Origin of the sequence: Bacillus infantis NRRL B-14911, assembly GCF_000473245.1 — a bacterium.
Classification (GTDB): Bacteria; Bacillota; Bacilli; order Bacillales; family Cytobacillaceae; genus Bacillus_AB; species Bacillus_AB infantis.
On record NC_022524.1, the window covers coordinates 2,515,353 to 2,541,560 of the forward strand.

Consider the following 26,208-nt stretch of genomic DNA (forward strand, 5'->3'; position numbering starts at 1 on the left):
CAGATAAAGAACTAAGGGGGAAATAGATTGAGTAAATGGAAAATCAGTCTTATGATCTTCGGAGGATTGCTTCTGCTATTTGCAGCTGTAACCGGTTTCAACACTTTAATGGTCAAATCCCGGCAGCCCGAACCAAAAGAAGCATCCTTGAATATCAATGAAGACCAGGCTGTCGGGCATTTATCAGAAGCAGTTACATACAAAACGGTTTCCTACCAGGACAGAACCAAATTTGACTGGAAGGAGTTTGACAAGTTCATTTCATTTCTGGAGGAAAGCTATCCACTCGTCCATCAGAAGCTGGAGCTTGAAAAAATCAACTCTTACGCACTCGTGTACAGATGGAAAGGAAATACCGGGAAGAACCCAATCGGCCTGACGAGCCATTATGATGTGGTGCCAGTCCTTTCAGGAACGGAAAATAAGTGGGAACAAGGACCTTTCAGCGGGAAGGTGGAGGGAAAGAAAATATGGGGCCGCGGTACCCTGGATGATAAAATCGGGGTCATCAGCATACTTGAAGCAGTGGAGCATCTCCTATCCGAAGACTATCAGCCTGAGAGGGATATCTATTTAATGTTCGGATTCGATGAAGAAATTGGCGGAGATGAAGGGGCCTTTGCCATCGCTGAAACTATGAAAAAGCGGGGTATCGAATTTGAATTTGTCCTTGATGAAGGCGGCGCCATCGTGGATGGGATGGTACCAGGCATCAGCCAGCCGGTCGGAGTTGTAGGGATTTCTGAGAAAGGCTCTGCAACAGCCGTACTATCGATTGAAGGCAGCGGAGGACATTCATCGCAGCCGAAAAACCATACGAATATCGGCCGTATATCCAGCGCGATAGCAAAGCTTGAGGAGAAACAGTTCAAAGGCGATCTGAAAGGCCCTGGCGAGGATCTATTCGATTTCACCGCACCGGAAATGAGCTTTCCGATGAAATACGTTTTTGCCAATAAAATGATCTTTGAGCCTGTCATTGAGCGGATTCTCCTGCAGCAGCCTGCATCAGCCGCCCTTATCCGCACTACGATCGCTCCGACCATCTTTCAGGCCGGGGAACAATACAATGCCCTGCCGGAAAAAGCAGAAGCAATCATCAACCTGAGAGTCATGCCGGGAGACACACTTGATTACATCCAGTCTTCCATAGAAGACACAATCGAGGATGAAGCTATTAAGGTTACCGTCACCGGCAGCGAAGCTTCCAAGGTTTCCAGCATTGACAGCTGGCAGTTCAAGACAGTGCAGCAGGCAGCAAGAAATGTCTATAAAGATGCCGTTATTGCGCCATACTTAATGTTCGCCGGCTCTGACGCCAAGCATTATGACTCTGTCTCCAAAAACACATACAGGTTCCTGCCTGTCCACATCACCTCAGAAGACCTGAACCGGATGCACGGAACAGATGAACATATTTCAATTGAAAACTATCTGAACGCAATTGCCTTTTATGCAGAAATCATGAGAGAGGCGGATGCAGCAGAATAGTTGCACTTGTCCTTTCAATGTCCATTTGCTGTGCTCGGCACAGTTCATGGGCATTTTTCATTTGTTCGGAACATTTTTACAGTGTATGATTCTCTTATCTGAAAAACTTTTAAAAAGGTGAATCTATTTATGTCCCGTACAATCGTCCGCAGTGCCGCCGCTGCACAGCTTTTCTTTCTCCTGTCTCTGCCATTCATCGGCAATCTGATTCAATATCTGCATCCGCTCGCTTTAATTGTCGTATGGGCCAGCATTACCAGCTTCACAATTACAGCTGGTCTGCTGATCCGCGGTGAAAAGCTGCCATTAAACAAATATCTAATTCTGCTCGTTTTTGCCTTCTATAGCGCTTCCCTCCTGGTCCTGCTTTTTTTCAGGCCGGGTGATCATGCTAATGCAAACTATAACTTAGACCCCTTCAGTACGATTGAATTTTATTTAGCCGGACGGGTGGACTTCCTGGTTGCCTTTTATAATTTAGCTGCAAATGTCCTGCTGTTCGTCCCTTTTGGGCTTTTTCTCCTTTCCCTTTTGAAAAAGCAGTCTTTCTTTACTCTGCTGGCCATTCCGTTTGCAGCTATATCGGCCATTGAGATAGCACAGTTTCTAAGCAGGCGGGGCAGCCTGGACATTGATGATCTGATCCTGAACATGTCAGGAGTATTTTTGGGGTATGCTTTATTGCCGCTTCTAAAGAGATCTTACCGGATTAAGTGATTTAAAAAATCAGCAGCCATAAAAAAACCAATCAGCTATTTAGGCTGATTGGTTTTTGGGTTTATGCAAGCTCAATCCCTCCAGTGACGCCATATACCTGGGCGGTCACATAGCTGGATTCTTCAGAAGCAAGGAACACGTAGACGCTAGACAGTTCGACCGGCTGTCCGGCACGCTTAAGCGGTGTATCCTGGCCAAATGTCGGGATGACTTCCTGAGGCTGCCCTCCGGAAATCTGCAGCGGTGTCCAGATTGGCCCTGGCGCCACAGAATTAACACGGATTCCTTTTGAAGCTACCTGTTTAGCCAGTCCCCGCGTAAAACCGTTGATGGCAAACTTAGTTGCAGCATAATCCAGCAGGTTCGGACTCGGGTTGTATCCCTGCACAGAAGAAGTGGTGATGATAGAAGCTCCTTCAGGCAGATGCGGAAGTGCCGCCTGAACGGTCCAGTAAAGGGAGAATACATTGATCTCAAATGTTTTGCGGAGCTGTTCGCTTGAAAGATCTTCAATATTTTCTACTGCCTGCTGCTTGCCGGCAACAAGGGCAAGAACATCAAGTCCTCCCAATTCTGATTGAGCCTGTCCGACCATGTCTTTGCAGAATGACTCTTCGCTTAAATCACCAGGGATAAGAACGGCTTTGCGGCCTTCAGCTTCAATCAGCTTCTTTACCTCTTCAGCATCTTTCTGCTCCTCAGGGAGATAATTGATTGCTACATCTGCACCTTCGCGGGCATATGCAATGGCTGCAGCACGGCCAATCCCGGAATCACCGCCGGTCACCAGTGCCTTTCTCCCCTTCAGTCGACCAGTTCCTTTATAGCTTTTCTCACCACAGTCAGGCTGAGGATCCTTCATCTCATTCTGGACCCCTGGCGGCTCCTGATACTGCTTCGGGAAATCTCCATTGAAGAATTGTTTTAGCGGATTTTCAGGGTTTGACATAGTCCAGCACTCCTTTTATAAATTTAGTCTCAATACATAAAAAGCCTGCTGCTAAGATTGTGCAGCACTTCACTATGTATTCGTACTAATAACATTCCCTTTTCTGGTGGCGATAAACTAGCAGAGGGGGATTTTGATTGAGAGCGGAAATTTGTAACTAGTTGGATTTTATGTAGAACCATTCAGTTTTTGTGTAGAATTCTAGTATTTTTAAGTAGAATTAATAAATTTTCAGATAGAATTAGGCTGATTTTATGTAGAATTACTAATCTTCCACAAATAAACCCGCCTTTTTGAGGGCGGGAATGATAATAATCAGGCGGAATGCTGCCAATCTGAGAAATACAAGCTCGGTAACCTCTCTGCACATGGCAGATTACGAAAAACCAGTCTAAATTAGGAAGCTGTTTAAGAAGGCTTGCATCACTTTTCGGCTGGTCATATTGCCAGCAGCCCGTATTTTTTAAAAATAGTTATACATGATCCTGTGAAGAATTTTCAGCAGACAGTCCCACTTAATCACAATAAGAGTCTGTGCTGCAGCGGCGCGCACAATGCTGGGTAAGTGCTTCAATAGCTTTTCTTACATCCGAAACTGTGATGAATATGGCATTTTCCTCACCAAAGAACAACGCTTTCACTTCGGTCCTGCACCAAAGAAGTCCATAGATCTGATTGATGAAGCCTGGCACACCTGCCGGGGTCTCTGTATTGGCAACGATTATTTCTATTTCCTTATAACGTATGCCTAAATTATGAAGAATCCTCCTGGCGGCACGCAAAGATTCCTGTGTCTGGCCCTCAGGGGCTCCTGCCACAAGCCTGACAAAATTCTTCCGGCTTTTATCCTTTGCCACCAGAATTCCTGTGATATTTACTGACATATGTGCTAATTTCTCCAATACAAGTGCCAGCTTTTTATCAGAAGCATAAAAGATAAATTGTCTTCGAATGTCAATGTCAATATTAAATTCATCAGAGCCATAGGGGTAGTTCATGTCATCCACTCCTTTACATAGATTTCCCTATATTCTATGAAAGGCAGTGGATTAAGGCTTGGACAAATATATTGCGTAAAAGGCACATTTCCTCATTCCTGAATGTAAAAAAGCCAGGATTCTTGTTCCCGGCTTTTTCGTTTACTTTTTCTTCACATCATCATTCGGTGAATCTCCTGTTGCTTTAAAGCCTTTGCTATTATTCGAGCCAAAGGTCTGGCCGTCATTTGTTACTTTAGCCCCTTCAGGAAAATTGTCCTTTGTTTTCATAGTCGTCACCCCTTTTGCTTATTATTGCACTGCAAAATAATATTATTCTTATGAAAATGGTTAAATTTTCTTAATATATTGACTGTTTATGGTATATAATAAATAATACTTATAAGTAATATAATCTTCAGGAGATAAATTTATGGCTAATCGAGGACGCAAGAAAGGCTCCATTGGGAAAAACAGCAAAAATCTGCTTTTAAAGATTGCTGCAGAGGAATTTGCAGAGAAGGGATTTCACGATGCCAAGATCAGCACAATTGTAAAAAAGGCAGGATTGACCCAGCCCTCCTTTTATCTGTATTTTCCAAGCAAGGAAGCAATTTTCCACGAACTGATCATGGAATTTCAGCAAAGGCTATCTAATTTAACAGAAGCAAGCCGAATAGAGCCAGGTGTAGAGTTGTCTCAGCTTCCCCTAAGAATTAAATCTGGACTTTATGGCATTTTCCATTTTTTCAATGAAAATCAAATGCTTGCTAAGATCGGTTTTTTTGTGAATCCCAATGCAGAAAGCATAAAAACGCAAATGGCTGCCCAAATCCATCACAACCTTCTTTCCGAGCAAAGAGCAGGCTACTTCCGGGAAAATGCTAACATGGAACTGGCTGCTGCGAGCCTTGCAGGTGCTATTGAAAGGCTTGCAGTCACAGAGATTTTTACGGGGAAGAAATCACCCGATATATTGGCAGCGGAAATAGTAGATCTCTTTCTCTACGGACTGATCAACAATAAGAAGGAAATGAACAGGGGGCTATCCTATGGAGGAAAAACAGCAAATTGATCCTGAATGGAGACTGTTAATTCTAAAAGCCAGACACTTAGGATTATCAAAGAATGAAGTGCGCCGCTTTATTCAAGGTTCAAACGGTTCAAAGACCCCCTTGAAGATACAGCTTGCCAGCAAATCAAAGCAAGAAGGAGACAAACAACATGAAATTCTTCCCCGGCAGCAAAGATAATATCCCTCATGAGCTAGATATAATGAATTCCCACCCGGAATTTTATACTATTGCCACAGGGAAGCCTATTCTATCACAAGAAGATATTATAAGGACTATCTAGAAGATTCTATGCTGAAAAAAGAAAGATATTTAATTGGCATTAATAACATTCCAGCAGGCATTATTGAATTTATCATGAAAAACACAAAGTTTTTCACCAAAAGATTCACGAATTTAAACATTTTTCAGCTAATTAGGGAATAAGCTGCCCATTAATCTGCATAGCTTTGTACTTTTGATTTAAATAAAAATATAAAGCCTTTGTTGCGGAGGCAAAGGCTTTATAAAAGAAAAAATTTATTGTTGATCCAGCAGTTTTTTCAGTTTGCCTGCTGCTCCTTATCGGCAAGATAAAATCGTTCTCCTTCTTTAAGGACCGCTGTCCCGTCCTCTGTGTACCATAAATAAGCAAATTTCTCGGCAACTCCTTGTTTTGGCCGTTTTAAAACAAAAGCAGTATCTGCTGTTCTGCCGGGCTCCCCAATTGAATTTTTTACTGTCAAATCGTCCAATAAAGACCGGAGCTGCTGGATTTGAGCGGAATCATCCACTTCAGTATGAAACCGGACCCCTTCAACTCCAGCCTCATGAAAAGGTTTGCCGACTGACAAAACTTCTTCAGCCGAACAGCCAGCCAAAATAGCAGCCAGCATAAGTAATAACAGTATTAGAATGTTTTTCTTCACTTTCAAAAACCCCTTAGACTTCTCTCTGGATAAGCTAAAAGGACATCACCCTTTTATGAAAATAAGCAGTGAGCTAACTTTATGAAGAACATTTTATAAGCATAGATGAAGTTTCATGCTCACCTGCCTGCAGCCTGCGGGAAGCTTTGGTAATGCCCAGCCAAAGCCATAAAAAAAGGAAGCCGTGAAAGGCTCCTTTCTTAAAGTTCTTTTAAGACAGCCATCTCCCTGCCGAATCTATCTCTCTTATCAATAAAACCAAGGCTTGCATATAAGTGATGTGCAGCCAGATTGTCAGGATGATAGCCAACCGCTATACTCCTGGCACCTGGCAGCTGTGCCATTTGCTCAATCATCAGGAGCGCGGCTGCTTTTCCAATCCCCTGCCCTTGCATACTGGAATCAATCATGATTCTGTATACCCAGATAGAATCCAATTCTTCTGGAACAGTATTATACATCAATAAGCCTGCCATTTTTCCATTATTTAAAATGGCAAAAGCTCTTAAGGTCTGTTCATAATGAGACTGCAGGATTGATACTGCATTAGGCTCCATATAAGCCTCCTGGTCACTGGCTACCTTCAGCTGGCAGCATTCATACCAATTTTCTTCATTGATTTCTTGTAAATTAATCATTGTTTTCCCCTTTCATCATAAGGGGAATGCTCGACTATTTTGTTAAGAAGCCGTATTCCCCTCTGTGCTGTTATGCTTTCTTACTGAATTGTTTGGCATAATGAACGCCTCCTTTAACTAACTGGTCCAGTTATATACTGGCATTCTTATAATAGCAGAATTTTCTATCTTCGCCTATATTTCTCTTATAGGATTACCGCTTTTCCTTTAAAAGAGAATAAAGGTATGTATCATTTGCTTTTCCATCCTGATACATATACCCCCTCAGCAGACCTTCCTTTTCAAAGCCCAGCTTGCAAAGGAGCTTATTAGATGCATGGTTCTCAAGAAACACAACCGCCCCGATCCTGGACAGTTCCATTTCTTCAAAACCGTAAGCAATTGCCTTTTCGGCAGCCTCTAAAGCATATCCTTTCCCCCAATAGCCAGGATGAAGCTCATAGCCTATTTCAGCGCGATGGTGCTTGGGGAGCCAAGAGTTAAACCCGATGGTGCCAATCAGCCTATCAGTTCCTTTTATTTCAATAGCCCAGCGGACTCCCCTTTTATCGTTGAAGTTTTTTTGAAAAGAACGGATCATTTCTTCAGCCTGTTCTACCCGCTGGAAAGCATCCTGTCCGTAATGGCGTACAATATCACTTCTCGAAAAGTACTCAAACAGGCTTGCCGCATCCTCCATCACAATCTCCCTTAGCCTTAATCTCTCTGTCTCGAGTTCTTCAAACATTTATTCTCCCCCTCGGAAAGTCATTTTCTATTTTACAGATATTTTCCCAATTGTTAAATACTTACTTTTTCAGTTAGTATAATAGTGTAGACTTATAGGCAGGCAGGTGTACGATGAAAAAATACATAATGATGCTTCTGATTTGTTCAATATTTTTATCGGGATGTCAATTGAAGCCTCAAGCGGTATTAACAGAAGATGAGATGATGAATAAAGAAATGCTGAAACCAGAAGACCTGCTTTCTCCTGACGTAATGAAAAAGGATTTTGATTTCATGAAAACAAAAATCATTGAGATCCATCCCGACCCTAAAAGGAATATCGATAATTGGGATAAAGCTGTAAGGGATACCGAGAAAAAGCTTGAGAGGCCATTAACTGCCGGAGAATATGCACAGGTAATCATGGCGTTTACAAGCAAACTGAAGGACGCGCATACTACTGTGTTTCCTTCTTCTGAAATGCTGGGGAAATCAAAAACCTTCCCGGCAGCTTTGGAATGGGTAAAAGAAGGACTGGTTGTCACCAAAAGTTTTGACTCTTCCCTAAAGGCTGGAGATCTTATACTAAAAATGGGCGGGAGTTCTCCTGAGGAATTGAATGAAAAGTTGAGCAAGCTGATTTCTGCAGAAAATGAATATTGGGAGAAAAAAACCAGCTTAGCATTGCTGCACTACGAAATCTTTCTTAAAGAAGCATCAATCGCTGAAAAGGACGATACAGTCAAAGCAACGATTGAACGAGATGGAAAACAGCTTAAGGCTGAAGTGAAATTATTAGAAAACAATTACAGCACCACTGGCCAATCAAAAGAATGGTTCAACTGGGAGATCCAGCAAGATCGGAATATAGCATATTTCAATCTGGACACATGCTTAGATACAATAGGCTATCAGTCTGCAGTAGACTCTTTTTTTCAGGAAACAGTTGAAAAAGGTATTGATAACATCGTTATTGACCTGAGGGGTAATGCTGGTGGAGATACGGACGTGACAAATAGTTTTCTCAAGCATCTTCCTGCTGCGAATATTCAAAGTATAGGATATATAACGAAGTACTCTAGCGAAGCGGCAAAAAAATATAGCTACAGACGGACTAAAGGTATGCCGAACATACCCTCAAGCAAAGTTGAAAATTTACAGGAGCCTCCTATATTCACTGGCAAGATTTATATTGCTTCAGATAGCGGCACATTCAGCTCTGCTGCTCAATTTGCAGTTATACTTCAGGACAACAATCTGGCTGAAGTCATCGGTGAACCTCCAGGCGGAAATCCGGAAGGCTTTGGCGATTATATTATCTTGAGCCTTCCATACAGCAAATTTGACCTAGGAGTTTCCCACAAGGAGTATTTCAGGCCCAATCCTGAAAAAAGCCATATCCCTTACATTGAACCAGATATATTGATAGAAAAAACAAGGAAAGATATCATCTCCGGACGGGATGGCCAGCTTGAACGGATTTTGGATTATGTAGAAAAGAATGGGCAGAGTTAACAAGAAGATTTGCGTAGAAAAAAAGTGAAAAGGACCTTCTCAAAAGGTCCTTTTCATCTGGCCATATAAAGAAGCAAAGCAACCGCAATATTCGGAAGTCCTATTAAAATAGAGGCAGCCGCTGTTCTTCTGCGCTTTTTTCTCTGCTCCGGAGGTTCTTCCACATGCAAATCAGCTTTGTACCTATGGGGTCCCATAATGATGCCTGAAATAAGAATGGATATTCCCAGGAAGAGCAGTCCAAGGGCTCCGGTCACCAAATGGGCATATTCCAAAATCTCTAATAATAACGAAGCTATAACACCAAGGATGGATATGAAAATCCCTATCAATAAATATTTCAAGCTGTTTCCCCCTTTTCCTTAGTTATAATACGAATCAGGCATCCATTCGGTTTCAGTTTATAGAAAATTCGAAATCATTAACTTTCTTTTTGGATTAACATTAGAGCTGAGGCAAGTTCCCTCTGTGTCAATGGTAATCTCCTTTTTGTCTCTTCATTTCCCAATACTGCATCTTCCGCAAAAAAAGCTGCGAAAGGTTGCCGCTGTCTTCTAGGAATCACATGAAGGTGAAAATGGTTCAGGTCATTGAAGATTCCTCTTTTTTGGCAAAGAGTAATACCGTCAGGTTTATAGAGCCGCTTTATCACTGTTGACAAATGCTGGGCAGCTCGAAAAACAGCCACGGCTGATTCTTCATCCAGATCAGTCAATTCTTCTGCATGCTTTTTGGGCAGAATCAGAACATGCCCCTCCCCGAATGGATCATGATCCAAGATACAGGAAATCAGGTTGTTTTCATATATTATAAAAACCGGCTCACTCTTGTGTGCCAGCCGGCATCCAAGACAATCATCCATAAACACCAGGGTCCCCCATTTTTCTTACAGTTATTGTCTCTATACACCTATCCAAATATTAACATATTTCTCAGCGAATGTTATAATACTCACTAAACATCTGAAAATAGTAATTCCGATTTTAGCGCGAATCATGCCTATTAAACTAATAAAATGAAAATAACTGTCGCCGGAGGTCCTTATGAGCTATAAAATTATATTTTTCGATGTGGATGGGACAATCACCCATCATGAAGACGGAAGCATTTCAGATAAGATGAAGGAAACGATATTTAAGCTGAAAGAGCAAGGGATCAAGGTTGCTGCTGCGACCGGCAGGCCCTTGTCATTGTGCAGGGAGATTGAGGAGCTTGGCATTGATACATTTGTGACTGCAAACGGCGGATATGTTAAGCACCGTGATCAGGTCATCCATAAGGTAACGCTTGATCCGCAGGTCATCCGCGATGTGGCTGCCTTTTCCCTAGCAGAAAACCATGGTTTATCCTACTTTACGGAAGAATTCAGCACCAATGGCGTACAAAGCGAAGAAATTCTAAAGACACTGAAGGAGACGCTGGCCTTCACAGATTATCCTCCCTTCTATGAAAATATCCATGAACAGGAAGTCTATTTAATGTGCCTGTATGCAAACGAAGAAATGATGGAAAAATACATTCGCGCTTTCCCCGATCTTTCTTTTCAAAGATGGCATCCGTTTATAGCAAATGTGCTCCAGAAGGAAGTTTCCAAGTCTTTAGCCATCATGAAAGTGCTTGAATTCTTTGAGATTGAGCCATCAGAGATGGTTGCTTTCGGAGATGGAAACAATGATATCGATATGCTTGAACTGGCCGGTCTCGGGATAGCAATGGGGAATGGAACTGATGAGCTAAAAGCCATTTCTGATTTTGTCACCCGCAAATCCAGTGAGGATGGCATCGGATACGCTTTAAAAAAATTTGGGATGCTGGAGTGAATTTGAAAAATAATCTTGCCTTCAAACAGCATTCAGCCGTTAAAATGAACCCTGGATTCTATAATCTAGGGTTCTTTGAATCAGGCACTATATGATAAAATTCTTTAAACCAATCGGCAAACTTTTCGAGACCCTCGTCAATGGTGGTTACAGGCTTGTAGTTAATCAGTTTCTCCAGATCATCAACTTTGGCATACGTCTCCTGTACGTCCCCCGGCTGCATAGGCTTGAAGATCTTAATTGCCGGGATGCCCAATTTGTCTTCAAGAACCCTGATGAATTCTTTCAGCTCAACAGGCTGGCTATTGCCAATATTATAAATACTGAACGGCAAAGACTTCTCCGGTCTTCTCTCCATCAGCCGCCAAATTGATTCTGTTACATCATCCACATAGGTGAAATCTCTCTTCATATTGCCATAATTGTAAACTTCGATCGGCTCTTTTTTGACTATTTTCTCGGCAAATCTGAAATACGCCATATCCGGCCTTCCCCAAGGGCCATAAACAGTAAAAAACCTGAGGCCGGTTGCAGGAACTTTATATAGATGGCTGTATGTGTATGCCATTAGCTCATTGGCTTTCTTCGTCGCTGCATATAAACTTACAGGCTCGTCTGTCCGATCCTCCACTGAAAAGGGGATGGTTTTGTTATTTCCATAAACTGAACTGGAGGAAGCGTAAAGCAGGTGGTCAATTTTATATTTACGGCAGCATTCTAATATATTCATAAATCCAGTCACATTTGATTGGATATAGGCATGTGGATTTAACAGACTGTAGCGGACGCCCGCCTGGGCTGCGAGGTGAACGACGATTCGAGGCTCATGCTGTGTAAAAAGAGATTCAAGCAGCCTTTGGTCTTCAAGTGATCCTTTTGTAAAATAAAAACCAGAATAGTTATTTAATAATTGGAGTCTTGAATATTTCAGATCCTGATCATAATAGTCATTTATAGTGTCCAGGCCAAGTACGGGGAGGCCTTTTTCGAGCAGCTTTTTTGATAAATGAAAGCCAATGAATCCTGCACAGCCAGTAATAAAAATAGGATTTTTCTTCTGATGCACCCTTCAGACTCCTTTCCTTCATGCTTTAAAATGAACTTATGCCGACCCCTTTATAAATAAAACCCGCTCTTTTCATAGCTGAAGGGTCCAGGGCATTGCGTCCATCAAATAAATGGCTTCCTGACGCAAGCACTTTCGCCTTTTCCCAATCCATTTCTACTATTTCGTTCCACTCGGTAACAACCAGAATCGCTTCTGCGTTTTTCACTGCTGCTAAAGGCGAAGAGGCATAAAGAATATCAGGATAGATTTTTTTCATATTTTCTGTTCCTTTTGGATCAAAAGCTGTTATGATAGCTTTCTTATGCAGGAGGAAATCTATTATTCTAAGCGAGGATGCTTCCCTGATGTCATCAGTTTGAGGTTTAAAAGTGAGGCCGAGCAGAGCGATTTGTTTCCCTTCTAATGGTCCAAGAGCATCTGTAACCTTTTCCAGGAACCATTCAGCCTGGGTATCGTTAACATTTGAAACAGCCGTAAGAATATCCATAGGGGTTTTCTTTTCCGAGGCCATGGCAAGCAAAGCCTTTAAGTCCTTTGGAAAGCAGGAACCACCGTATCCTATCCCCGCTCTAAGAAACTGCGGGCCAATCCGGCTGTCAAGACCCATTCCTTTTGCGACCTCATTAATGTTTGCCCCTGTTTTTTCGCATAGCCGTGCCAGTTCATTGATAAAGGATATTTTTGCAGCTAAAAACGCGTTCGAAGCATATTTAATCATTTCCGCGTCTCTTACTGATGTAAATAAAATAGTTGAGGAAACATCTTTATATAATCTTTCCATTGCTTTTTGGCATGGGCCCGGCTCGCATCCTATTACTATTCTTTCAGGATGGAGGGCATCCTCTAAAGCCTTCCCCTCTCTCAGGAACTCAGGATTTGAGACAAGGTCAAAAGGAATTTTTTTATCTTTTTCTGCAATCGCACTCCCTATTATTTTTTTGATATGGTCACCGGTGCCTACAGGAACGGTACTCTTAATGACAATAATTTTATAATCGTTCAGAAGTCCCCCAATCGACCTGGCAGCAGCCTCCACATAGGATAAATCGGCTTCTCCTTGAGGCGACGATGGTGTGCCGACTGCAATAAAAATATAATCACTTTTCCTTATACATTCTTCTAAATCACCTGTGAATAGTAGATTCCCATTTAGCTGAAGCTGCTGGAACTCGTTTTCTAACCCATCTTCATAAAAGGGAAGTCTATTCTGCTTCATCATGCTGATTTTTGTGGGATCCTGATCCATTACGAACACTTTGTGGCCGTATTTGGCAAATGCCACACTTGTCGTAATTCCGACATAGCCGGCTCCAATTACTCCTATATTCATCTTTTCACCCCGAATCCACTTCTGTCATTGCATTCCAGAAAGGTAATTTTCTATAAACTATGGCAGCCGGTACAGACTTGCAACCGTCAAAAACCCAGCAGAATGCAAACTCTAATGTGATTGATCTTCGAGGGCAAGCTTTCTGAGATAGCTTGAAATCTCTGCTTTCAGATCTTCCCGCTCTAACGCAAAATCGATCGTTGCCCTGATAAAGCCTGCCTTTGTTCCGATATCATATCGCTGCCCCTGGAAGCCGCAGGCTAGGACTGTTTCTGATTTATTTAAAATGTTCAGTGCATCTGTCAGCTGAATTTCCCCGCCAGAGCCTGGCGGTAAATCTTTAAGAATGCTGAAAATTCCTGGCGTTAAAATATATCGGCCCATAATAGCCAGCCTGGAAGGAGCCAATTTCTTTTTTGGCTTTTCTACCAATGCTTCTATATTGAACACATCTTGCTCTAAATTTCTGTTTATCGGTTTGATGATTCCATATTTTGACACATCCTCTTCAGCTACCTGCTGTACTCCTGCAACAGAACAATGATGGAGGTCAAAAACTTCTATAAGCTGCCGCAGGCAGGGTATCCTGGATTTGACAATATCATCACCGAGGAGGACAGCAAACGGTTCGTTGTTAACAAAACTTCTTGCACAGTAGATAGCATCGCCGAGTCCTTTCGGTTCTTTTTGGCGGATATAATGAATATTGGCCAGCTGGGATATTTTTTGGACCTCTTTTAACAGGCTTTGCTTGTTTTTTTTATAAAGGGTTTCTTCAAGCTCATAGGACTTATCAAAATGGTCTTCAATTGAACGCTTGCTCCGTCCGCTGATGATAATAATATCCTCTATTCCTGACAGCACCGCTTCTTCGACAATATATTGGATGGCCGGTTTGTCCACGATCGGAAGCATTTCCTTTGGCAATGCTTTTGTTGCAGGGAGGAATCTTGTTCCAAGTCCGGCAGCCGGTATGATTGCTTTTCTAATTTTCACCTGTCCTTCTCCTTTCCTAAGAATCTCATCATACTTGTTAACTATTTCTATGACAAAACAGACTAATGCGCATGTGGGATAGCACAGGTGTACAAAATATTGGTGAATATTCTAAAAAAACGGGGGAGCTGTCCTATACAAAAGTCTTTTAAAATCATAATTTAGTAAAAAGTACTCTCCCTTCAAATGACCCTGCTTTAATCCAACAAAGCTAAAATTCCGGCCAGGAGCTTATTACAGAAACTCTTTCGTTATTAATTTTGAGGGAAACTGCTTTTTAATTTTAGGAGGGATAGCGTGGAAAGGATAGAAATTGTCCCATGGGAAGTAACTGATTCCATGCATGAATTTTTTGTTCCAGAATATATTAACGAGCTTGCTGCCGAAGTTCTCAAATCCTACGACCTTTCCGTTCAGAGCATTACGGTGGTCACAACGAAGCCGGATAAAGGCGGAGCCATATGGAAGCTTGAAACCGGCTCTGGCCCGAAAAGCTTAAAGCTTTTGCACCGAAGACCCACAAGGAGCCTTTTCAGCCTCGGAGCCCAGGAGTACTTGGTTGATGTCCAGGATGCCAGGGTCCCGCCCATCTATAAAACAAAGGAAGGGCATAACTATGTTGAAGCAGGAGGAAAGCTCTGGTTTGCAGCTGAGTGGATAGAGCCCCTGGCGCCTGTTACCAAGGATTTGGAGGGTGCGAGGCAGCTTTGCTATGCACTTGGAGAGTTCCATCGCTTAAGTAAGGGATATACACCCCCTCCATCTGCTGAAATTGCTTCAAGAGTTTTAAAATGGCCGAAAAGCTACCAGAAAGTCCTCAACAAAATGGACTGGCTCCGAAATATAGCTGCTGCTTATAAAGAAATGCCGGCAAGCGAAAGTTTAAAAAACGCAGTCGGCCATTTTGAAGAACAGGCTAAGCAGGGAATAGAAAAACTAAAATCTTCAGCTTATGGCGATCTTGCAGCACATGGGAATGAGTTCTGGGGACTCGTGCATCAGGACTACGGCTGGTCTAATGGCCAAATGGGTTCTGGGGGGATGTGGATTATTGATCTTGACGGAGTTGCGTATGATTTGCCAATCCGCGATTTAAGAAAACTAATAACAGGTTCAATGGCAGATTTGTACAGATGGGATATTACTTGGGTAAGGGAAATGATCAAAGCCTATCACGAAGCATACCCAATATCTCCTGAACTATATGACCTGTTATTGATAGATCTTTCCATGCCTAATGAATTTTATAAGAATTTAAAGGAAGCAGTATATGAACCTGAATTATTCCTGAATGAACAAACAACACAGCTAATACAGACAATCCTGGACACAGACCAGACGAAATGGCCTGTGCTGGAGGAAATTCAAAATGACTGGAAGGGAGCCCAATCACTATGAAAATATTAATGATCTGTACGGAGAAACTTCCTGTTCCTCCAGTTCTGGGCGGGGCAATACAAACCTATATCTCCGGAGTCCTTCCTCATATAGGAAAACATCATGATATTACTGTCCTTGGAATCAGCGATCCTTCCCTTCCCGATCAGGAAACACTGGACGGCATTGATTATGTGCGGGTTCCCGGCAAATTATTTGACCTTTATCGTGACGGAGTAGTTGGCTATATAGAAAAAAATCAATTTGACCTGATCCACGTCTTTAACAGGCCCCGCCTGATCCTTCCCGTTCGAAAAGCGGCCCCTCAGGCTAAAATTACCTTGAGCATGCATAATGATATGTTCGGTCCTGATAAAATAGCCCCCGAAGAAGCTGCGGCAGCACTAGAAGAGATTTCAAATATTGTTACGGTCAGCAATTATATCGGAAATGTGATTAAGGATCTTTATCCTCAGGCTGCGCCAAAGCTGCAAACGATTTATTCAGGAGTAGATACCCAGCGCTTCCTGCCGGGAAATCATCCAAAAATGCAGAAAATCCGAAACGAACTCAGAAATGCTCATGGGCTTGAAAACAAAACCGTTCTTTTATTTGCCGGGCGGCTCAGCAACAACAAAGGTGTTGACAGGCTGGTCAGGGCGCTGCCACAACTTTCACAAAAATTTAAGGATCTGGCTTTAGTTATTGTCGGCAGCAATTGGTTCAGCCAAAACCATGTCACAGATTATGTCGCCTATGTCAGGGCATTGGCAAGTAAACTCCCGATACCTGTTGTGACAACAGGTTTTGTCGCACCGAGCGAAATTCATAATTGGTTTGCAGCCGCAGACATGTTCGTCTGTACTTCTCAATGGCAGGAGCCGCTTGCGCGGGTTCATTATGAAGCGATGGCTGCTGGCCTTCCTATTGTCACTACCGCACGGGGAGGCAATCCGGAAGTTATATTACCAGGTGAAAATGGCTTGATTGTTGAAAATCCTGAAGATCCTGACTGTTTTACAGAAAAAATTTCTAATATTCTTTCCAGCAAACCATTGATGAAGAAAATGGGGCAAAAAGGGAGAGAATTGGCAGTATCTCAATATGAATGGCCGAGGGTCGCCTCTGAGCTGCTTGGCATCTGGGAGAGAACAAAATTTACGACTTATGGTGCAGCACCAGAAGCAGGGACAATTCCGGTGGTTCAGGAAACTCCATCCAATACCTCAGTCAGGGAAATCACAAATTCTGCCCAAGATCGTAACGAAGCTGCACCCCTGACTGAGAAGACTTCCTTTGAAGATAAAAAAGAAAGGAAAAAACCTCTTAAAGAAATGCCGGTAAAACAGAAGCAGAAAAAACCCAGCCCTGAAAGTATGGATTCTGCCAAGAGTAAGCGAAGCAGCAGAGAACTGCTTAAGCTATTGCAGGATGAATCTATGAAAAAGGAAAAACATGATTCAATTTACAAACTAATAAGGAACAAAAAAGACAATATTTCAGAGGTGAACATGAAAGAGACAGTCAATGATGCCGTCTCCTCCGTAAATTCAAAAGCAGGCAAAGTAAATTCTGAACAGCCACATACAAAAGAGACAACAAAAAACGATAGGCTTAGGGGTATTGTCAGAGAATGGATCAGGGAATCCGCAAAAACGACCCTGGACCGTCTCAAGGAAGAACAAACAAAAAAAGAAAGAAGTACTAATCGAAAGTAAGAATAACTATATTGCCCGCCGTACTTAAAAGGCGGGCTATTTGGGTTGCATATATATGTAAATAGAAAAATCCTCCTTAGCAAAATATTAATGCTGCCAAGGAGGATTGCTTTCAATCTTAATTACATTACAATTCTTCAATCTTCTTTTGGATAGTAACAAAAACCGGACACCCAGCAGTAAGCAGCTGGGTCAGGCCAAGTTTTGTATGTCTAATATTATAGTGCCATTCGGTCAAGTATGAAAGTCTCAATGAGCTTACGTCTTCTGATTCGCTTGTTCTCTGCCTCATTTCCTGATGAGGCAGCTTCTGTATCAACAAGCTGAGCATCTTCGTCGTCTTCTTCATCATCTTCATCTTCATCTTCATCTTCATCGTCATCATCTTCATCTTCATCGTCATCATCATCTTCATCATCTTCATCTTCATCATCTTCATCTTCATCTTCGTCTTCGTCTTCATCTTCTTCTTCATCTTCGTCTTCATCTTCGTCTTCTTCTTCATCTTCGTCTTCGTCTTCTTCTTCTTCGTCTTCTTCCTCATCTTCTTCTGCTAAGTCTTCTCCTTCTTCACCATCTCTTTCAAATTCTGTCTCAGTTCCATCTTCAAATTCAACTTTTAAAGTGACTTCCCCGACAGCTTCATTGTTCATTGAACCTGACAGAAAGCTCAACACATCTTCATAGGTTGAGTTTTCATTCAGTTCAATTCCCTCCGTGAACTCGATCTTGATTTTGGCCTTTACAACTTCTTTAGACATTTCTCTTTCCTCCCTTGGAGCTTTCTTGTTTAATACCTATAAGCTTTTGAATATACATGTCCAAAATTGTCATCAGGGTTTCTGAATCCTTAGTATTAGAATATGTTTCTCTTAAAAACTTGATATAGGACAACTTTCTCATGTTGCGTCTTTATATAAAAATTGGGTAAATGCCCCTGCTGCCTAAGAGCTGACTTGCCAAAACAGAAGCATGAAAAAAAGCATCAAAATGATGCTGAGATTGGGTTCTATATTTTTTGGGAGGTTATTTCCCTTCTGAAGTATTCTCCAAGTATCAAAAACGAAGACTCTTTATAATACAATCACCTAAAAATTTGAGCCCCCATGATCCCTGTTGTCTCCCATCATATAATTGGAATCATCGCCAGGCTTGGCATGAGGATGTGTGACATTGGGCGGGTTATTATTTATTTTCTTTCGCCGCCAGTCGATCAGAAAGGCAAATCCAAGGACAAGGAATATGAAAATAAACAGAAACCAAATCATGATTCTCCTCCTTTTCCATAGTACTCCAGCGGGATTTTCAACTTGCCAATTATCAGTGTATGATCCTCATCCACTTCATATGACATCTTAATTAGTTTATTCTGGCTCTTTTCAGCGAGTTTCGAATCGTCTCTAAATTCTTTTCCCTCTTTATAAACATACGGTAAAACCCTGCTATAGACCTTTACGGCCACACCATCATAATCTTTTTGCGGTATTTCATAGCTAAATCCGGTGATGGCATAATCTGTACCTTCAATGATCGTATAATTTTCTGCAAACATGAGCCTTGGCAGGATGGATACAAGAATGATAAGCAGCAGAAGCACCGCTGCCATCCCAGGTATGCTTTTGTTTTTAAAGTATATTCCCGCAACCAGTGTGAACACAAAGACCATCAGAAAGTCGGGAACCAATGCTGCCATCTGCAGGTCCTGCCCTTCTGGTCCGATAAGAGCGAAGCCTGCCGCCGACAGAATGATCATGGCCAGTCTAATGAGGAGATACATTCCCGTAATTCCCAATAATGTTAAACAAAAAAAAGAGAGGATATAATGATAAGGACGCCCACTGGCATTCATCGCTAGACCTCCTTCTATCTGGCTTTTTCAAATACAATGAAGTGAAGAAAAGGTAAGCCTTCAAAACATCGACGCAAGCAGCAGCTCATTCTCTCTCATAAATTCCCTATGCTTCTCTGCCCCCCTCTTCTGCCCCCAGCCGACAGAACAAAATGCATCAAAGAACTTATAAAAAGGAAGGATGCTTTCCAGATCAATCATGGGACTTATGGTTTCATAGCCTTCTGTATAAGCCTGCCTGGAACCTTCATGACGTTCCCAGACATCCCGGTTTATCTTAGAAAAGTCCATTTCAGGAGATCCGGAACGGGCACTTTCAAAATCGATGATACCTGCCACATTATTGTCTTTCACCAGAATATTTCCCGGCCTGAAATCCATGTGGATGATACAAGGGCCATCAGGGGCGGGAAGTTCCTGCAAACTTTTATAAAAATGCTTCTGAGACATTTCAAGCAGACTATCAGGAAGCACCTTGGAGGCATGCAGGCCGAAATGTTCGAATGTCTCTCTGACCATTTCTCTCCACGCCTTAGGATCAAAGCAGGAATATGCCTTAGGAAGCGGCGCATTATGCAGCATTGCATGGTGCCTGCCAATCTTGAAGGCAAGATCCCCGTCCATACTCCGGGTGCATGGTTCGCCTTCGATTCCTTCAAGCAGCAGTGCACCTGCCATTTTTTCATCCCCTTCCCAATGATCAAGGACAGCAGGCACCGGGACATGTCCTCTTAATAATTGGAGCATTTCCAGTTCTCTTTCAAGCTTCTCCCTGGAAAATGGAATTTTCAAATATATCGTCTGTCCTCCATTAAGTACTAATTTGTACACAGTTGAACTGAAAGACTCGGGAACATTGCTGATTTGCTTTACACATATTTGAAATCGGTCAATATATTTCTGCATATATTCCATGGGTTCTCCTATTCTGCTATAAGCTTTTTACATAGCCTGTGCTTTTGGCCGCATAACCTGCGCTTAAATAAAACTGATGCGCTATTTCACGTTCTTCGCGGTTGCCGCTGTTCAGCACAATTCCTCCTGCGCCAAGCTTGACGGCCTTTTCCTCCATCTTAGCCAGGAGCATTTTACCTATGCCTGACCCGCGGAAATCTTTGTGTATGACTAGCGCAGTCACTCGTGCATACAGACTGTCCTGGGTATACAGATAGCCTGTGTGAAAGCCAATCATTCCCATTAAGCTGTCTTTCGATACTGCAGCTAAAGTATAATGATCAGCAAGTGTTTGAATCTTCTTAAATCGATCTGCCATCCTTTCGATCGATACTGGATAGCCGAGCTGCTCTATTAGTTCAGTCAGCTCCGGAATATCTTCATATCTGGCCTCCCTGATTTCCATTTTTATCTCCTTTTATGGTTGCTTTTGTTTTTACATTCGACTAAAGAATAGGAAAAACCTCTTAAAAAGTAATTTATTGTAAAATAAAAGCAGGGTCAGTGCCCTGCTTTTCCTTCCAGTTCAATCTTTATGTTTTTGCTGCTGAATATGGTGTAGCTGTAGCCCTTGATTTCAAGCCGTTCAGGAATCACCTCCCGGCTTCCATCTCCTCTTAGATTAATAGTATGCTTTGTTGTATACAGTCTCGGTTCGGATAGTTCGGCTGTACGCATAAAGTATTCGTCAGCCTTGTATCTCTGGCCATCTTTGGCGATAAAATAACCGTCTGAATTGCCTGCTGATGAGGTCCTGCCTTTACCTTCAATTGTAAATTGCAGTTTTTCATATGCACGGCTTTCCGGCAATTCCTCAGTCAAGACTACTTGAGCCGTTTTGCCGGGTTCTATGCTGTCGATTGAGATGCTGTTTCCTTTATATTCAGCCTTGATGGGAAGGCTTTTCCCCTTAAGATCAATGCTTTTTGGTTCTTCTACTGAATATTGCAGAGCACCCAGATTTATTTTAATATCCTTTGGCTCTTCCCCGTATATAGAATCGAAGGAAGCTGTCACTGTATTCCACCCACCGCCTGATATGTCTCCTCCAGGACCGAAGAGCTGGTTGCTGACAAGGCCTTTCTCTGTTTCAATACTGTCGATGGCAATATAATCAAGGATTTTATCACTATGGGTGTTTTGATATCTGTAAGTAATCATGGTCGCTGTAGGAGCAATGACGAGTTTTTCAAAAACAATTGGATTCCCATCCGCTTCTGTTTTGGCAGATAAAGGGTATTCCAAGCTGGGGTTTTTTACCACTGGAACCGTGAATGACCATTCCCCTTTCAAAGTTTCAAGTGTATTTTCTTTTCCCTCATCCCGATTTGATGCTTCAATAAATTTCTCCAGCTGCACAATTTTAAGATTAATGGTTCCTTCTGGCTGATCCATTGGCGCCACAGCAAGTTTTCCCCTAAAGGTATTTTTTTGATTGGAATAAAGATTCATTTGGCTTCTAATGGGCGAAAATGAGGGTTCATCCTGATCCCCCCAATACTCATCAGCATTCATGACTTGAATGCCGTCATAATCCGGCTTAAAAAGATCGTCGTTCTTCAAATTTTCTACTTCATAATAGATCAGAGTCTGGATATCATCTGCCGCCACACTTGTTATCCTCACTTTTACCCCGCCGCTTTCTGCTTCCAGATCCAGCTTTTCGCCAAGTCCTGACTGGATGTATTTCTGCTCCTGCTCACTTTCTTCGGTACTGAAATTCTGCCACCAATCTTTAAAAGTAGTGAATCCGCCATTGGCAGCTGCCGTACCGACAAATAAGGTAAGGCAGACAGCTGCCGCCAAACCGCCGATCATGCTGGCTTTGCTCTTCTTCTTCCTTTCCGATTCTGACAGCCTGACCCTTTTTGCCACATTCAGCATAAATTCTTCAGGCATGTCAATTTCTTGTGATCTTACAGATAATGCTGCCGTTATTTCCTGCAGCTGTATCATTTCAGCTCCACATTTTCCGCAGTTTTCCAAGTGGCCTTTCAATATTTTTTCGTCTTCATGCTGGAGTCTTCCTTCCAGGCTATCCATCATCAAGTTTTCTATTTCACTGCATGTCATGGCCAGCACCTCCATATTCTTTGCGAAGAATCAGCAATCCCCTATAAATACGGCTCTTAACAGTGCCGAGCGGAAGCCCGAGAATGCCTGCAATTTCTTCCTGAGAAAATCCTTGTATATATTTCAGCAGAATCGGCTCCCTGAATTTCTCATCAACCTGATCCAGTGCATCCAGCAAATCCAGACGGTCAGAGGGATGCTGCCCGGCCTCACTTCCTTCTATGGCATTTTCCTGCTGCCTGCGCTTATTCCTCCGGTAAATGTCCCTGCACTCATTGATGAAAATAGAAGTGACCCATGTTTCAAAATAACGGTCCTGCTTCAGTGTATCGATATGGTCATGAACCTTAAGAATCGTATTATGGAATACATCCTCCACATCATGATGATTCTTTAAATAAGCCCAGCCGATTTTGTAAAACTTTGATTTGCGTGCCTCAAACCAGCTTAAAACGGCATCTATATCCTTTTCCTTAATTTTTTTCAGCATAATTGAATCCTTTATCGCTTTAATCACACTCTTCCCCCGGCCCCTTCTGCTGTATCTTTGTTAATTAGAGGAATGACGGCTGCAAAAAGTTCCCATTAATTTTAGTTTTCAATAAAAAAAGAGCTGCAGAGCAGCCCTCATCAAGACAGTCATAATCCCACTTGTATTTTTTTAATGAATATGATTGCTGTAAGGATCATAAATCCCTGTCAATAAAAGCACAGAAATACAAAGAATAATAGTAGCGAAAGCCAATGTTAATGAGGCTGCCTTTTTGTTCAGCTTTAAAATTGAACATCCTGTTATCAGGAGAACAGCCCCCATGATCAGCAGTATGATGCCAGCCCCAACATTCATAAGAAAATCTCCCCGTGATCAATAAAGCCTCTGCACATAGCCTTCATTCAGTTCCTTTTCAACCTGCTCTGCAGAGACATTCGGTATCTTTGTATGAGCGACGATCATTTTAGCTGCAGATGGAAGCTCTTCTTTGTCTGCCCATGTTTCCGGGTTCCACAGCCCTGACCTGATAAAAGCTTTGGCACAATGGGTATAGCATTCCTTCACCCGGACCCCGATGCCGAACAAAGGCAGCTTACCATTCACCGCACTCATCTCAAGCAGCTCGTGGTCGCGGACTATAAAAGCCTCCCCATTAACCCTTAAGGTCTCACCAAGCCCCGGTATAAAAAAAACAAGACCAACATGGGGGTTTTTCAATATATTTTGGACAGAATCCAGCCTCTTATTTCCTGGCCTTTCGGGAATGAATAAGTGCTTCTCGTCAATTACGGCAACAAACCCCGGCATATCGCCTCTTGGAGAAACATCGCATTCGCCAGCACTGTTGGACGTTGCCATCGTTAGAAACGGTGACATACGGATGAACTCCCGGCAATGTTCATCGACTATTGGAATCACCTTGCTTTGTGCCCTTTCACTTGGAGAGCCGACGACAGGACGGAACTCTTCAAATTCTTCCTTTGTTTGAATGACATTTTTAAAAATAGTATTCATTTTAATCACCTTTTTCATCAGATTTACGCACCGCCTGGCTGTCACTCTTCTTTTCTGTAAATGCCCATGTAAAAAATAGCCTGGCTCCAGTAATACAGATTGCGATACTCACGTTCCTTTGCCAATGGATGCTATCTCCACGAATCACATCATATAGACTGAATGAAAACATCCAGATCAGATATAGGACTGCGGGATGCCATTTAGGGTTCCTGATGCCTGTTCCCCCAATCTTCATTCCAGGAATAATCCTTTTTAATATGTCTAAAACTTCCAGATCAGTATATGTATTCAGTATAATAGACGAAATGCTGAGAATAAAGATTCAATTTTCCGCAGAAAAAAGAGAAGCAGTTTCTGCCTCTCCTTTCTTCTGTCTATAATACCTGATGAAGGCTTGAAAAAACTTGTATGTCGTTTAAATTCACCCCAAGCTTCACAAATGTCTGGGCAATTTCCGGCCGGATCCCTGTCAGCTTAACTGTCATCCCTGTTATCTGAATCGCTTTGACTGTCCTAAGAAGTTCATGAGCGATGCGGGTATCGATGAATTCTACACCTGACAAATCAATGACCATGCAATTCAGTGACCTGCGTGCACCATACTGCAGCGCTTTTTCCATGAGGTCATTCGTCCTTTTTCGATCAAGATCGCCAACTAGCGATATGACCGCTACGTCGTCAGAAACCCGGATAATTGGAATAGACAGCATTTTAACCTTCGCTTCTGCTGCCAGCAATCTCGTGCGCATCAAAGCAGATCCCTTTTCACTGGTCCAGCAGATGATATCATCGGCTGTTTTGTGAAATTGCCTGTCCCATTGTTCATAAAGTTCCTCAGTCCAATGTTTTTGTTTGGCCACCTTTCTGAGCTTTGCAGCAGTTTCCTCTCTGAAGGAGCATACCTGCTCTATCATTAGCTCAGCCGGTGTACCTGCCGCTAGCAGCTGATCCAGATTATCTTCCCAAAAGCCAATTGTTGTCTTCCTATATTCCTTGTCAGGATGAAAGGCCTCCGCAAACATATCAGCCAGATAGTTTCTCCAATGATGGAGCACATTTTTCCACTCAGGGGGCATATCCCGAAGTTTGTTTTCCAGGAAAACCTGATGAGTAATCTCTCTCATAATGCTGGTGTATTCCATAATCGTCTCTCCGTTCTTCATAGACTGCTAATAAGTTTTATTTTGTGACCTGATGAAGAAGGATTCGGCTATTGTTCCCTCTTAACCTACCTTTTCCAGTATGGGGGTTCATCAAACGAAAAAGGACTTAAAGAATGTGGCTGGTTTGACCCGGTAGGTCAAGAGCATAGAAACTTGACAAGTCAAAATGGTTTTCCAAAGATAACCATCATATAATAGAAGAATAAGGAGGTATGTTCATGTCGGATATAATTGTGTATTGGGGAGATGCGAAAATCAAGCTTTCCTGGACTAAAAGCATTTCATTGCCGCCATTAAATAAGATTACCAGCATCCATAGCTTCTGTTTTTATAATGACCAATTACTGCTTGTTAATCTGAATGAACGGGGATGGGATTTCCATGGGGGACATCTTGAGGAAAATGAGACACCGGAGGAATGCTGCAGGCGGGAAGCCTGGGAAGAGGGCTATATAGAAGGAAATTGCACCCTTCTTGGGTATATCACTGTCAGCCATGAGGAAAATCCGCTTTGGAACGAAACCAGCCCGTATCCTAAGATAGGATTCCAGGCTATTTATAACATGGAAATAGAGCTGCTCCACCCTTTTGAAGGGAAATTCGAATCTGCAGAGAGAATGCTGATAGATCCTGATAGAACCTCTATATGGTATAAAGGCTGGAATTCGCTGTACGAAGAAATACTGGAAGATTCATTGGCCAGCCGGCAGCTTAGAGCAGTGCCTCCAGATATATAATGGGGACATTCCGGGCCGCGAAGCTAGACATGGTAAAGCCTGGTTACCTTTGAAAGTATGATTCCATCAAATTCCAATTTATATAAATCAGGCTTGGAGGAACTTAATAAAAATCCCAATCCGTATTCTCTACTAAACTTACCCATCATAAGAGTCATAACAGCCCCATGCGTACCGATGGCAATTCTCCTGCCCTGATTTGTTCGAATCAGATGAAGCAATACTCTTGTTGCTCTATCTTGGCAAGCTCTATTCGACTCCCCGCCCGGCAAAGTGTAATCAGGGTCGGAAAAAGAGCGCTCCAGCAGCGGCAGCAATTTCTCTTTACTTATAATAGCTTCATCCGGCAGGAACACTCTTTCCTTCAGATCCTCAAAAACATGGATGTCTTTATTGAGCCTTGCTGCGGCCCCCTCAATTGTCTGTACCGCACGCTGATAAGGACTTGATGCAAACATATTAACTCCTTCATCCAGAAGGCATTCACATACCTTTTGTGCATCTCTTTTTCCTTTTTCAGTCAACCCTCTTGATCTTTCATTTTCATTTTCTTTTGGCGACTCTCCATGCTCACCATGTATATGTATGTTATCATAGCTTCCCCTTTGTCTTTTTTTAGACGCCTCTATAGGCCAT

Annotated in this window: 32 protein-coding genes; 9 read left to right on the top strand and 23 right to left on the bottom strand. The window is 42.4% G+C overall.

Translation table 11 applies throughout. The annotated features are described in order from the left end of the window. The first annotated feature begins 27 nt into the window (after window positions 1-27). Together N288_RS12605 and N288_RS12610 are read left to right on the top strand one after the other, a co-directional pair. Entirely contained in the window at window positions 28-1,491 is a 1,464-nt protein-coding gene (locus tag N288_RS12605; protein WP_022543930.1) for a M20 family peptidase, read from the top strand. Window positions 1,492-1,620: 129 nt separating this feature from the next. Further along, window positions 1,621-2,208: a VanZ family protein gene (locus tag N288_RS12610; protein ID WP_009793534.1), complete on the top strand. Its 588-nt coding sequence runs from the start codon at window positions 1,621-1,623 to the stop codon at window positions 2,206-2,208. Window positions 2,209-2,269: 61 nt separating this feature from the next. Here N288_RS12610 and N288_RS12615 read toward each other — a convergent pair whose 3' ends face one another. The 3 genes from N288_RS12615 to N288_RS25680 all read right to left on the bottom strand — a co-directional run bounded on the left by N288_RS12615 (window position 2,270) and on the right by N288_RS25680 (window position 4,425). After that, complete coding sequence (locus tag N288_RS12615; protein ID WP_009793533.1) at window positions 2,270-3,157, bottom strand: SDR family oxidoreductase; 888 nt, start codon at window positions 3,155-3,157, stop codon at window positions 2,270-2,272. Window positions 3,158-3,672: 515 nt separating this feature from the next. Beyond that, on the bottom strand, window positions 3,673-4,155 hold the full coding sequence (locus N288_RS12620; RefSeq protein ID WP_009793531.1) for a hypothetical protein: 483 nt from the start codon (window positions 4,153-4,155) through the stop codon (window positions 3,673-3,675). 141 nt (window positions 4,156-4,296) lie between these two features. Then, the gene (locus N288_RS25680) at window positions 4,297-4,425 is read right to left on the bottom strand and encodes a hypothetical protein (protein ID WP_009793530.1); all 129 of its coding nucleotides are present in this window, start codon (window positions 4,423-4,425) and stop codon (window positions 4,297-4,299) included. A 142-nt stretch (window positions 4,426-4,567) separates the two neighbouring features. On the opposite strand from N288_RS25680, the gene N288_RS12625 reads away from it, so the two are divergent. Beyond that, window positions 4,568-5,209 carry a TetR/AcrR family transcriptional regulator gene (locus N288_RS12625; RefSeq protein WP_009793529.1) on the top strand — a complete coding sequence of 214 codons (642 nt, stop codon included), beginning with the start codon at window positions 4,568-4,570 and terminating at the stop codon, window positions 5,207-5,209. Further along, window positions 5,187-5,387 carry an anti-repressor SinI family protein gene (locus N288_RS12630; RefSeq protein ID WP_009793528.1) on the top strand — a complete coding sequence of 67 codons (201 nt, stop codon included), beginning with the start codon at window positions 5,187-5,189 and terminating at the stop codon, window positions 5,385-5,387. The genes N288_RS12625 and N288_RS12630 overlap by 23 nt, the downstream gene beginning before the upstream one ends. Window positions 5,388-5,749: 362 nt before the next feature. Here N288_RS12630 and N288_RS12635 read toward each other — a convergent pair whose 3' ends face one another. The 3 genes from N288_RS12635 to N288_RS12645 all read right to left on the bottom strand — a co-directional run bounded on the left by N288_RS12635 (window position 5,750) and on the right by N288_RS12645 (window position 7,480). Beyond that, window positions 5,750-6,115, bottom strand: a complete 366-nt coding sequence (locus N288_RS12635; RefSeq protein WP_022543932.1) for a hypothetical protein — start codon at window positions 6,113-6,115, stop codon at window positions 5,750-5,752. 200 nt (window positions 6,116-6,315) lie between these two features. Beyond that, entirely contained in the window at window positions 6,316-6,753 is a 438-nt protein-coding gene (locus N288_RS12640) for a GNAT family N-acetyltransferase (RefSeq protein WP_009793525.1), read from the bottom strand. Between the two features lie 193 nt (window positions 6,754-6,946). Continuing rightward, on the bottom strand, window positions 6,947-7,480 hold the full coding sequence (locus N288_RS12645) for a GNAT family N-acetyltransferase (protein WP_009793524.1): 534 nt from the start codon (window positions 7,478-7,480) through the stop codon (window positions 6,947-6,949). A 170-nt stretch (window positions 7,481-7,650) separates the two neighbouring features. On the opposite strand from N288_RS12645, the gene N288_RS12650 reads away from it, so the two are divergent. Beyond that, window positions 7,651-8,976 (top strand): S41 family peptidase, encoded by a 1,326-nt coding sequence (locus N288_RS12650; protein WP_009793523.1) that lies wholly within the window; start codon window positions 7,651-7,653, stop codon window positions 8,974-8,976. A gap of 53 nt (window positions 8,977-9,029) precedes the next feature. Here the strand turns inward: N288_RS12650 and N288_RS12655 are convergent, their stop codons facing one another. Together N288_RS12655 and N288_RS12660 are read right to left on the bottom strand one after the other, a co-directional pair. Then, window positions 9,030-9,320 (bottom strand): DUF5316 family protein, encoded by a 291-nt coding sequence (locus N288_RS12655; protein WP_009793522.1) that lies wholly within the window; start codon window positions 9,318-9,320, stop codon window positions 9,030-9,032. A gap of 77 nt (window positions 9,321-9,397) precedes the next feature. Next, complete coding sequence (locus N288_RS12660) at window positions 9,398-9,838, bottom strand: HIT family protein (protein WP_009793521.1); 441 nt, start codon at window positions 9,836-9,838, stop codon at window positions 9,398-9,400. A gap of 181 nt (window positions 9,839-10,019) precedes the next feature. Here N288_RS12660 and N288_RS12665 point away from each other — a divergent pair, with 181 nt between their 5' ends. After that, window positions 10,020-10,796 carry a Cof-type HAD-IIB family hydrolase gene (locus N288_RS12665; RefSeq protein WP_009793520.1) on the top strand — a complete coding sequence of 259 codons (777 nt, stop codon included), beginning with the start codon at window positions 10,020-10,022 and terminating at the stop codon, window positions 10,794-10,796. A gap of 58 nt (window positions 10,797-10,854) precedes the next feature. Here N288_RS12665 and N288_RS12670 read toward each other — a convergent pair whose 3' ends face one another. The 3 genes from N288_RS12670 to galU all read right to left on the bottom strand — a co-directional run bounded on the left by N288_RS12670 (window position 10,855) and on the right by galU (window position 14,191). Continuing rightward, complete coding sequence (locus N288_RS12670) at window positions 10,855-11,862, bottom strand: NAD-dependent epimerase/dehydratase family protein (RefSeq protein WP_009793519.1); 1,008 nt, start codon at window positions 11,860-11,862, stop codon at window positions 10,855-10,857. Window positions 11,863-11,887: 25 nt separating this feature from the next. Beyond that, entirely contained in the window at window positions 11,888-13,195 is a 1,308-nt protein-coding gene (locus N288_RS12675; protein WP_009793518.1) for a UDP-glucose dehydrogenase family protein, read from the bottom strand. Between the two features lie 111 nt (window positions 13,196-13,306). Next, window positions 13,307-14,191, bottom strand: a complete 885-nt coding sequence (galU, locus tag N288_RS12680) for a UTP--glucose-1-phosphate uridylyltransferase GalU (RefSeq protein WP_009793517.1) — start codon at window positions 14,189-14,191, stop codon at window positions 13,307-13,309. 339 nt (window positions 14,192-14,530) lie between these two features. Between galU and N288_RS12685 the strand changes: the two genes are divergently transcribed. Together N288_RS12685 and N288_RS12690 are read left to right on the top strand one after the other, a co-directional pair. Beyond that, window positions 14,531-15,589 carry a CotS family spore coat protein gene (locus N288_RS12685; protein ID WP_410110756.1) on the top strand — a complete coding sequence of 353 codons (1,059 nt, stop codon included), beginning with the start codon at window positions 14,531-14,533 and terminating at the stop codon, window positions 15,587-15,589. Beyond that, window positions 15,586-17,286: a glycosyltransferase family 4 protein gene (locus N288_RS12690; protein ID WP_009793515.1), complete on the top strand. Its 1,701-nt coding sequence runs from the start codon at window positions 15,586-15,588 to the stop codon at window positions 17,284-17,286. The genes N288_RS12685 and N288_RS12690 overlap by 4 nt, the downstream gene beginning before the upstream one ends. A 218-nt stretch (window positions 17,287-17,504) precedes the next feature. On the opposite strand, the gene N288_RS25155 is transcribed toward N288_RS12690, so the two are convergent. The 11 genes from N288_RS25155 to N288_RS24310 all read right to left on the bottom strand — a co-directional run bounded on the left by N288_RS25155 (window position 17,505) and on the right by N288_RS24310 (window position 24,814). Further along, the gene (locus N288_RS25155) at window positions 17,505-18,047 is read right to left on the bottom strand and encodes a hypothetical protein (protein ID WP_009793514.1); all 543 of its coding nucleotides are present in this window, start codon (window positions 18,045-18,047) and stop codon (window positions 17,505-17,507) included. 327 nt (window positions 18,048-18,374) lie between these two features. Then, the gene (locus N288_RS12700; protein WP_009793511.1) at window positions 18,375-18,554 is read right to left on the bottom strand and encodes a hypothetical protein; all 180 of its coding nucleotides are present in this window, start codon (window positions 18,552-18,554) and stop codon (window positions 18,375-18,377) included. Next, complete coding sequence (locus tag N288_RS12705) at window positions 18,551-19,135, bottom strand: hypothetical protein (protein ID WP_022543935.1); 585 nt, start codon at window positions 19,133-19,135, stop codon at window positions 18,551-18,553. The genes N288_RS12700 and N288_RS12705 overlap by 4 nt, the downstream gene beginning before the upstream one ends. Before the next feature lie 60 nt (window positions 19,136-19,195). Further along, window positions 19,196-20,050, bottom strand: a complete 855-nt coding sequence (locus N288_RS12710; RefSeq protein ID WP_009793509.1) for an aminoglycoside phosphotransferase family protein — start codon at window positions 20,048-20,050, stop codon at window positions 19,196-19,198. A gap of 16 nt (window positions 20,051-20,066) precedes the next feature. Continuing rightward, window positions 20,067-20,495, bottom strand: coding sequence for a GNAT family N-acetyltransferase (locus N288_RS12715; RefSeq protein ID WP_009793508.1), 429 nt, complete (start codon window positions 20,493-20,495; stop codon window positions 20,067-20,069). A 95-nt stretch (window positions 20,496-20,590) separates the two neighbouring features. Further along, window positions 20,591-22,162: a DUF4179 domain-containing protein gene (locus N288_RS12720; RefSeq protein WP_022543936.1), complete on the bottom strand. Its 1,572-nt coding sequence runs from the start codon at window positions 22,160-22,162 to the stop codon at window positions 20,591-20,593. Further along, window positions 22,149-22,679 (bottom strand): RNA polymerase sigma factor, encoded by a 531-nt coding sequence (locus N288_RS12725; protein ID WP_009793506.1) that lies wholly within the window; start codon window positions 22,677-22,679, stop codon window positions 22,149-22,151. The genes N288_RS12720 and N288_RS12725 overlap by 14 nt, the downstream gene beginning before the upstream one ends. A gap of 144 nt (window positions 22,680-22,823) precedes the next feature. Then, entirely contained in the window at window positions 22,824-23,009 is a 186-nt protein-coding gene (locus N288_RS12730; RefSeq protein WP_009793505.1) for a hypothetical protein, read from the bottom strand. A gap of 18 nt (window positions 23,010-23,027) precedes the next feature. Further along, window positions 23,028-23,669 (bottom strand): pyridoxamine 5'-phosphate oxidase family protein, encoded by a 642-nt coding sequence (locus tag N288_RS12735; RefSeq protein ID WP_035402472.1) that lies wholly within the window; start codon window positions 23,667-23,669, stop codon window positions 23,028-23,030. A 1-nt stretch (window position 23,670) separates the two neighbouring features. Next, window positions 23,671-23,907, bottom strand: a complete 237-nt coding sequence (locus tag N288_RS12740; protein WP_009793503.1) for a hypothetical protein — start codon at window positions 23,905-23,907, stop codon at window positions 23,671-23,673. 139 nt (window positions 23,908-24,046) lie between these two features. Continuing rightward, a complete protein-coding gene (locus N288_RS24310) occupies window positions 24,047-24,814 on the bottom strand; it encodes an STAS domain-containing protein (RefSeq protein ID WP_022543937.1) in 768 nt (255 codons plus the stop codon). Between the two features lie 239 nt (window positions 24,815-25,053). Between N288_RS24310 and N288_RS12750 the strand changes: the two genes are divergently transcribed. Further along, window positions 25,054-25,572, top strand: coding sequence for an NUDIX domain-containing protein (locus N288_RS12750; RefSeq protein WP_022543938.1), 519 nt, complete (start codon window positions 25,054-25,056; stop codon window positions 25,570-25,572). A 23-nt stretch (window positions 25,573-25,595) separates the two neighbouring features. On the opposite strand, the gene N288_RS12755 is transcribed toward N288_RS12750, so the two are convergent. Next, window positions 25,596-26,096: a histidine phosphatase family protein gene (locus N288_RS12755; protein WP_009793500.1), complete on the bottom strand. Its 501-nt coding sequence runs from the start codon at window positions 26,094-26,096 to the stop codon at window positions 25,596-25,598. Window positions 26,097-26,208: the final 112 nt, after the last annotated feature.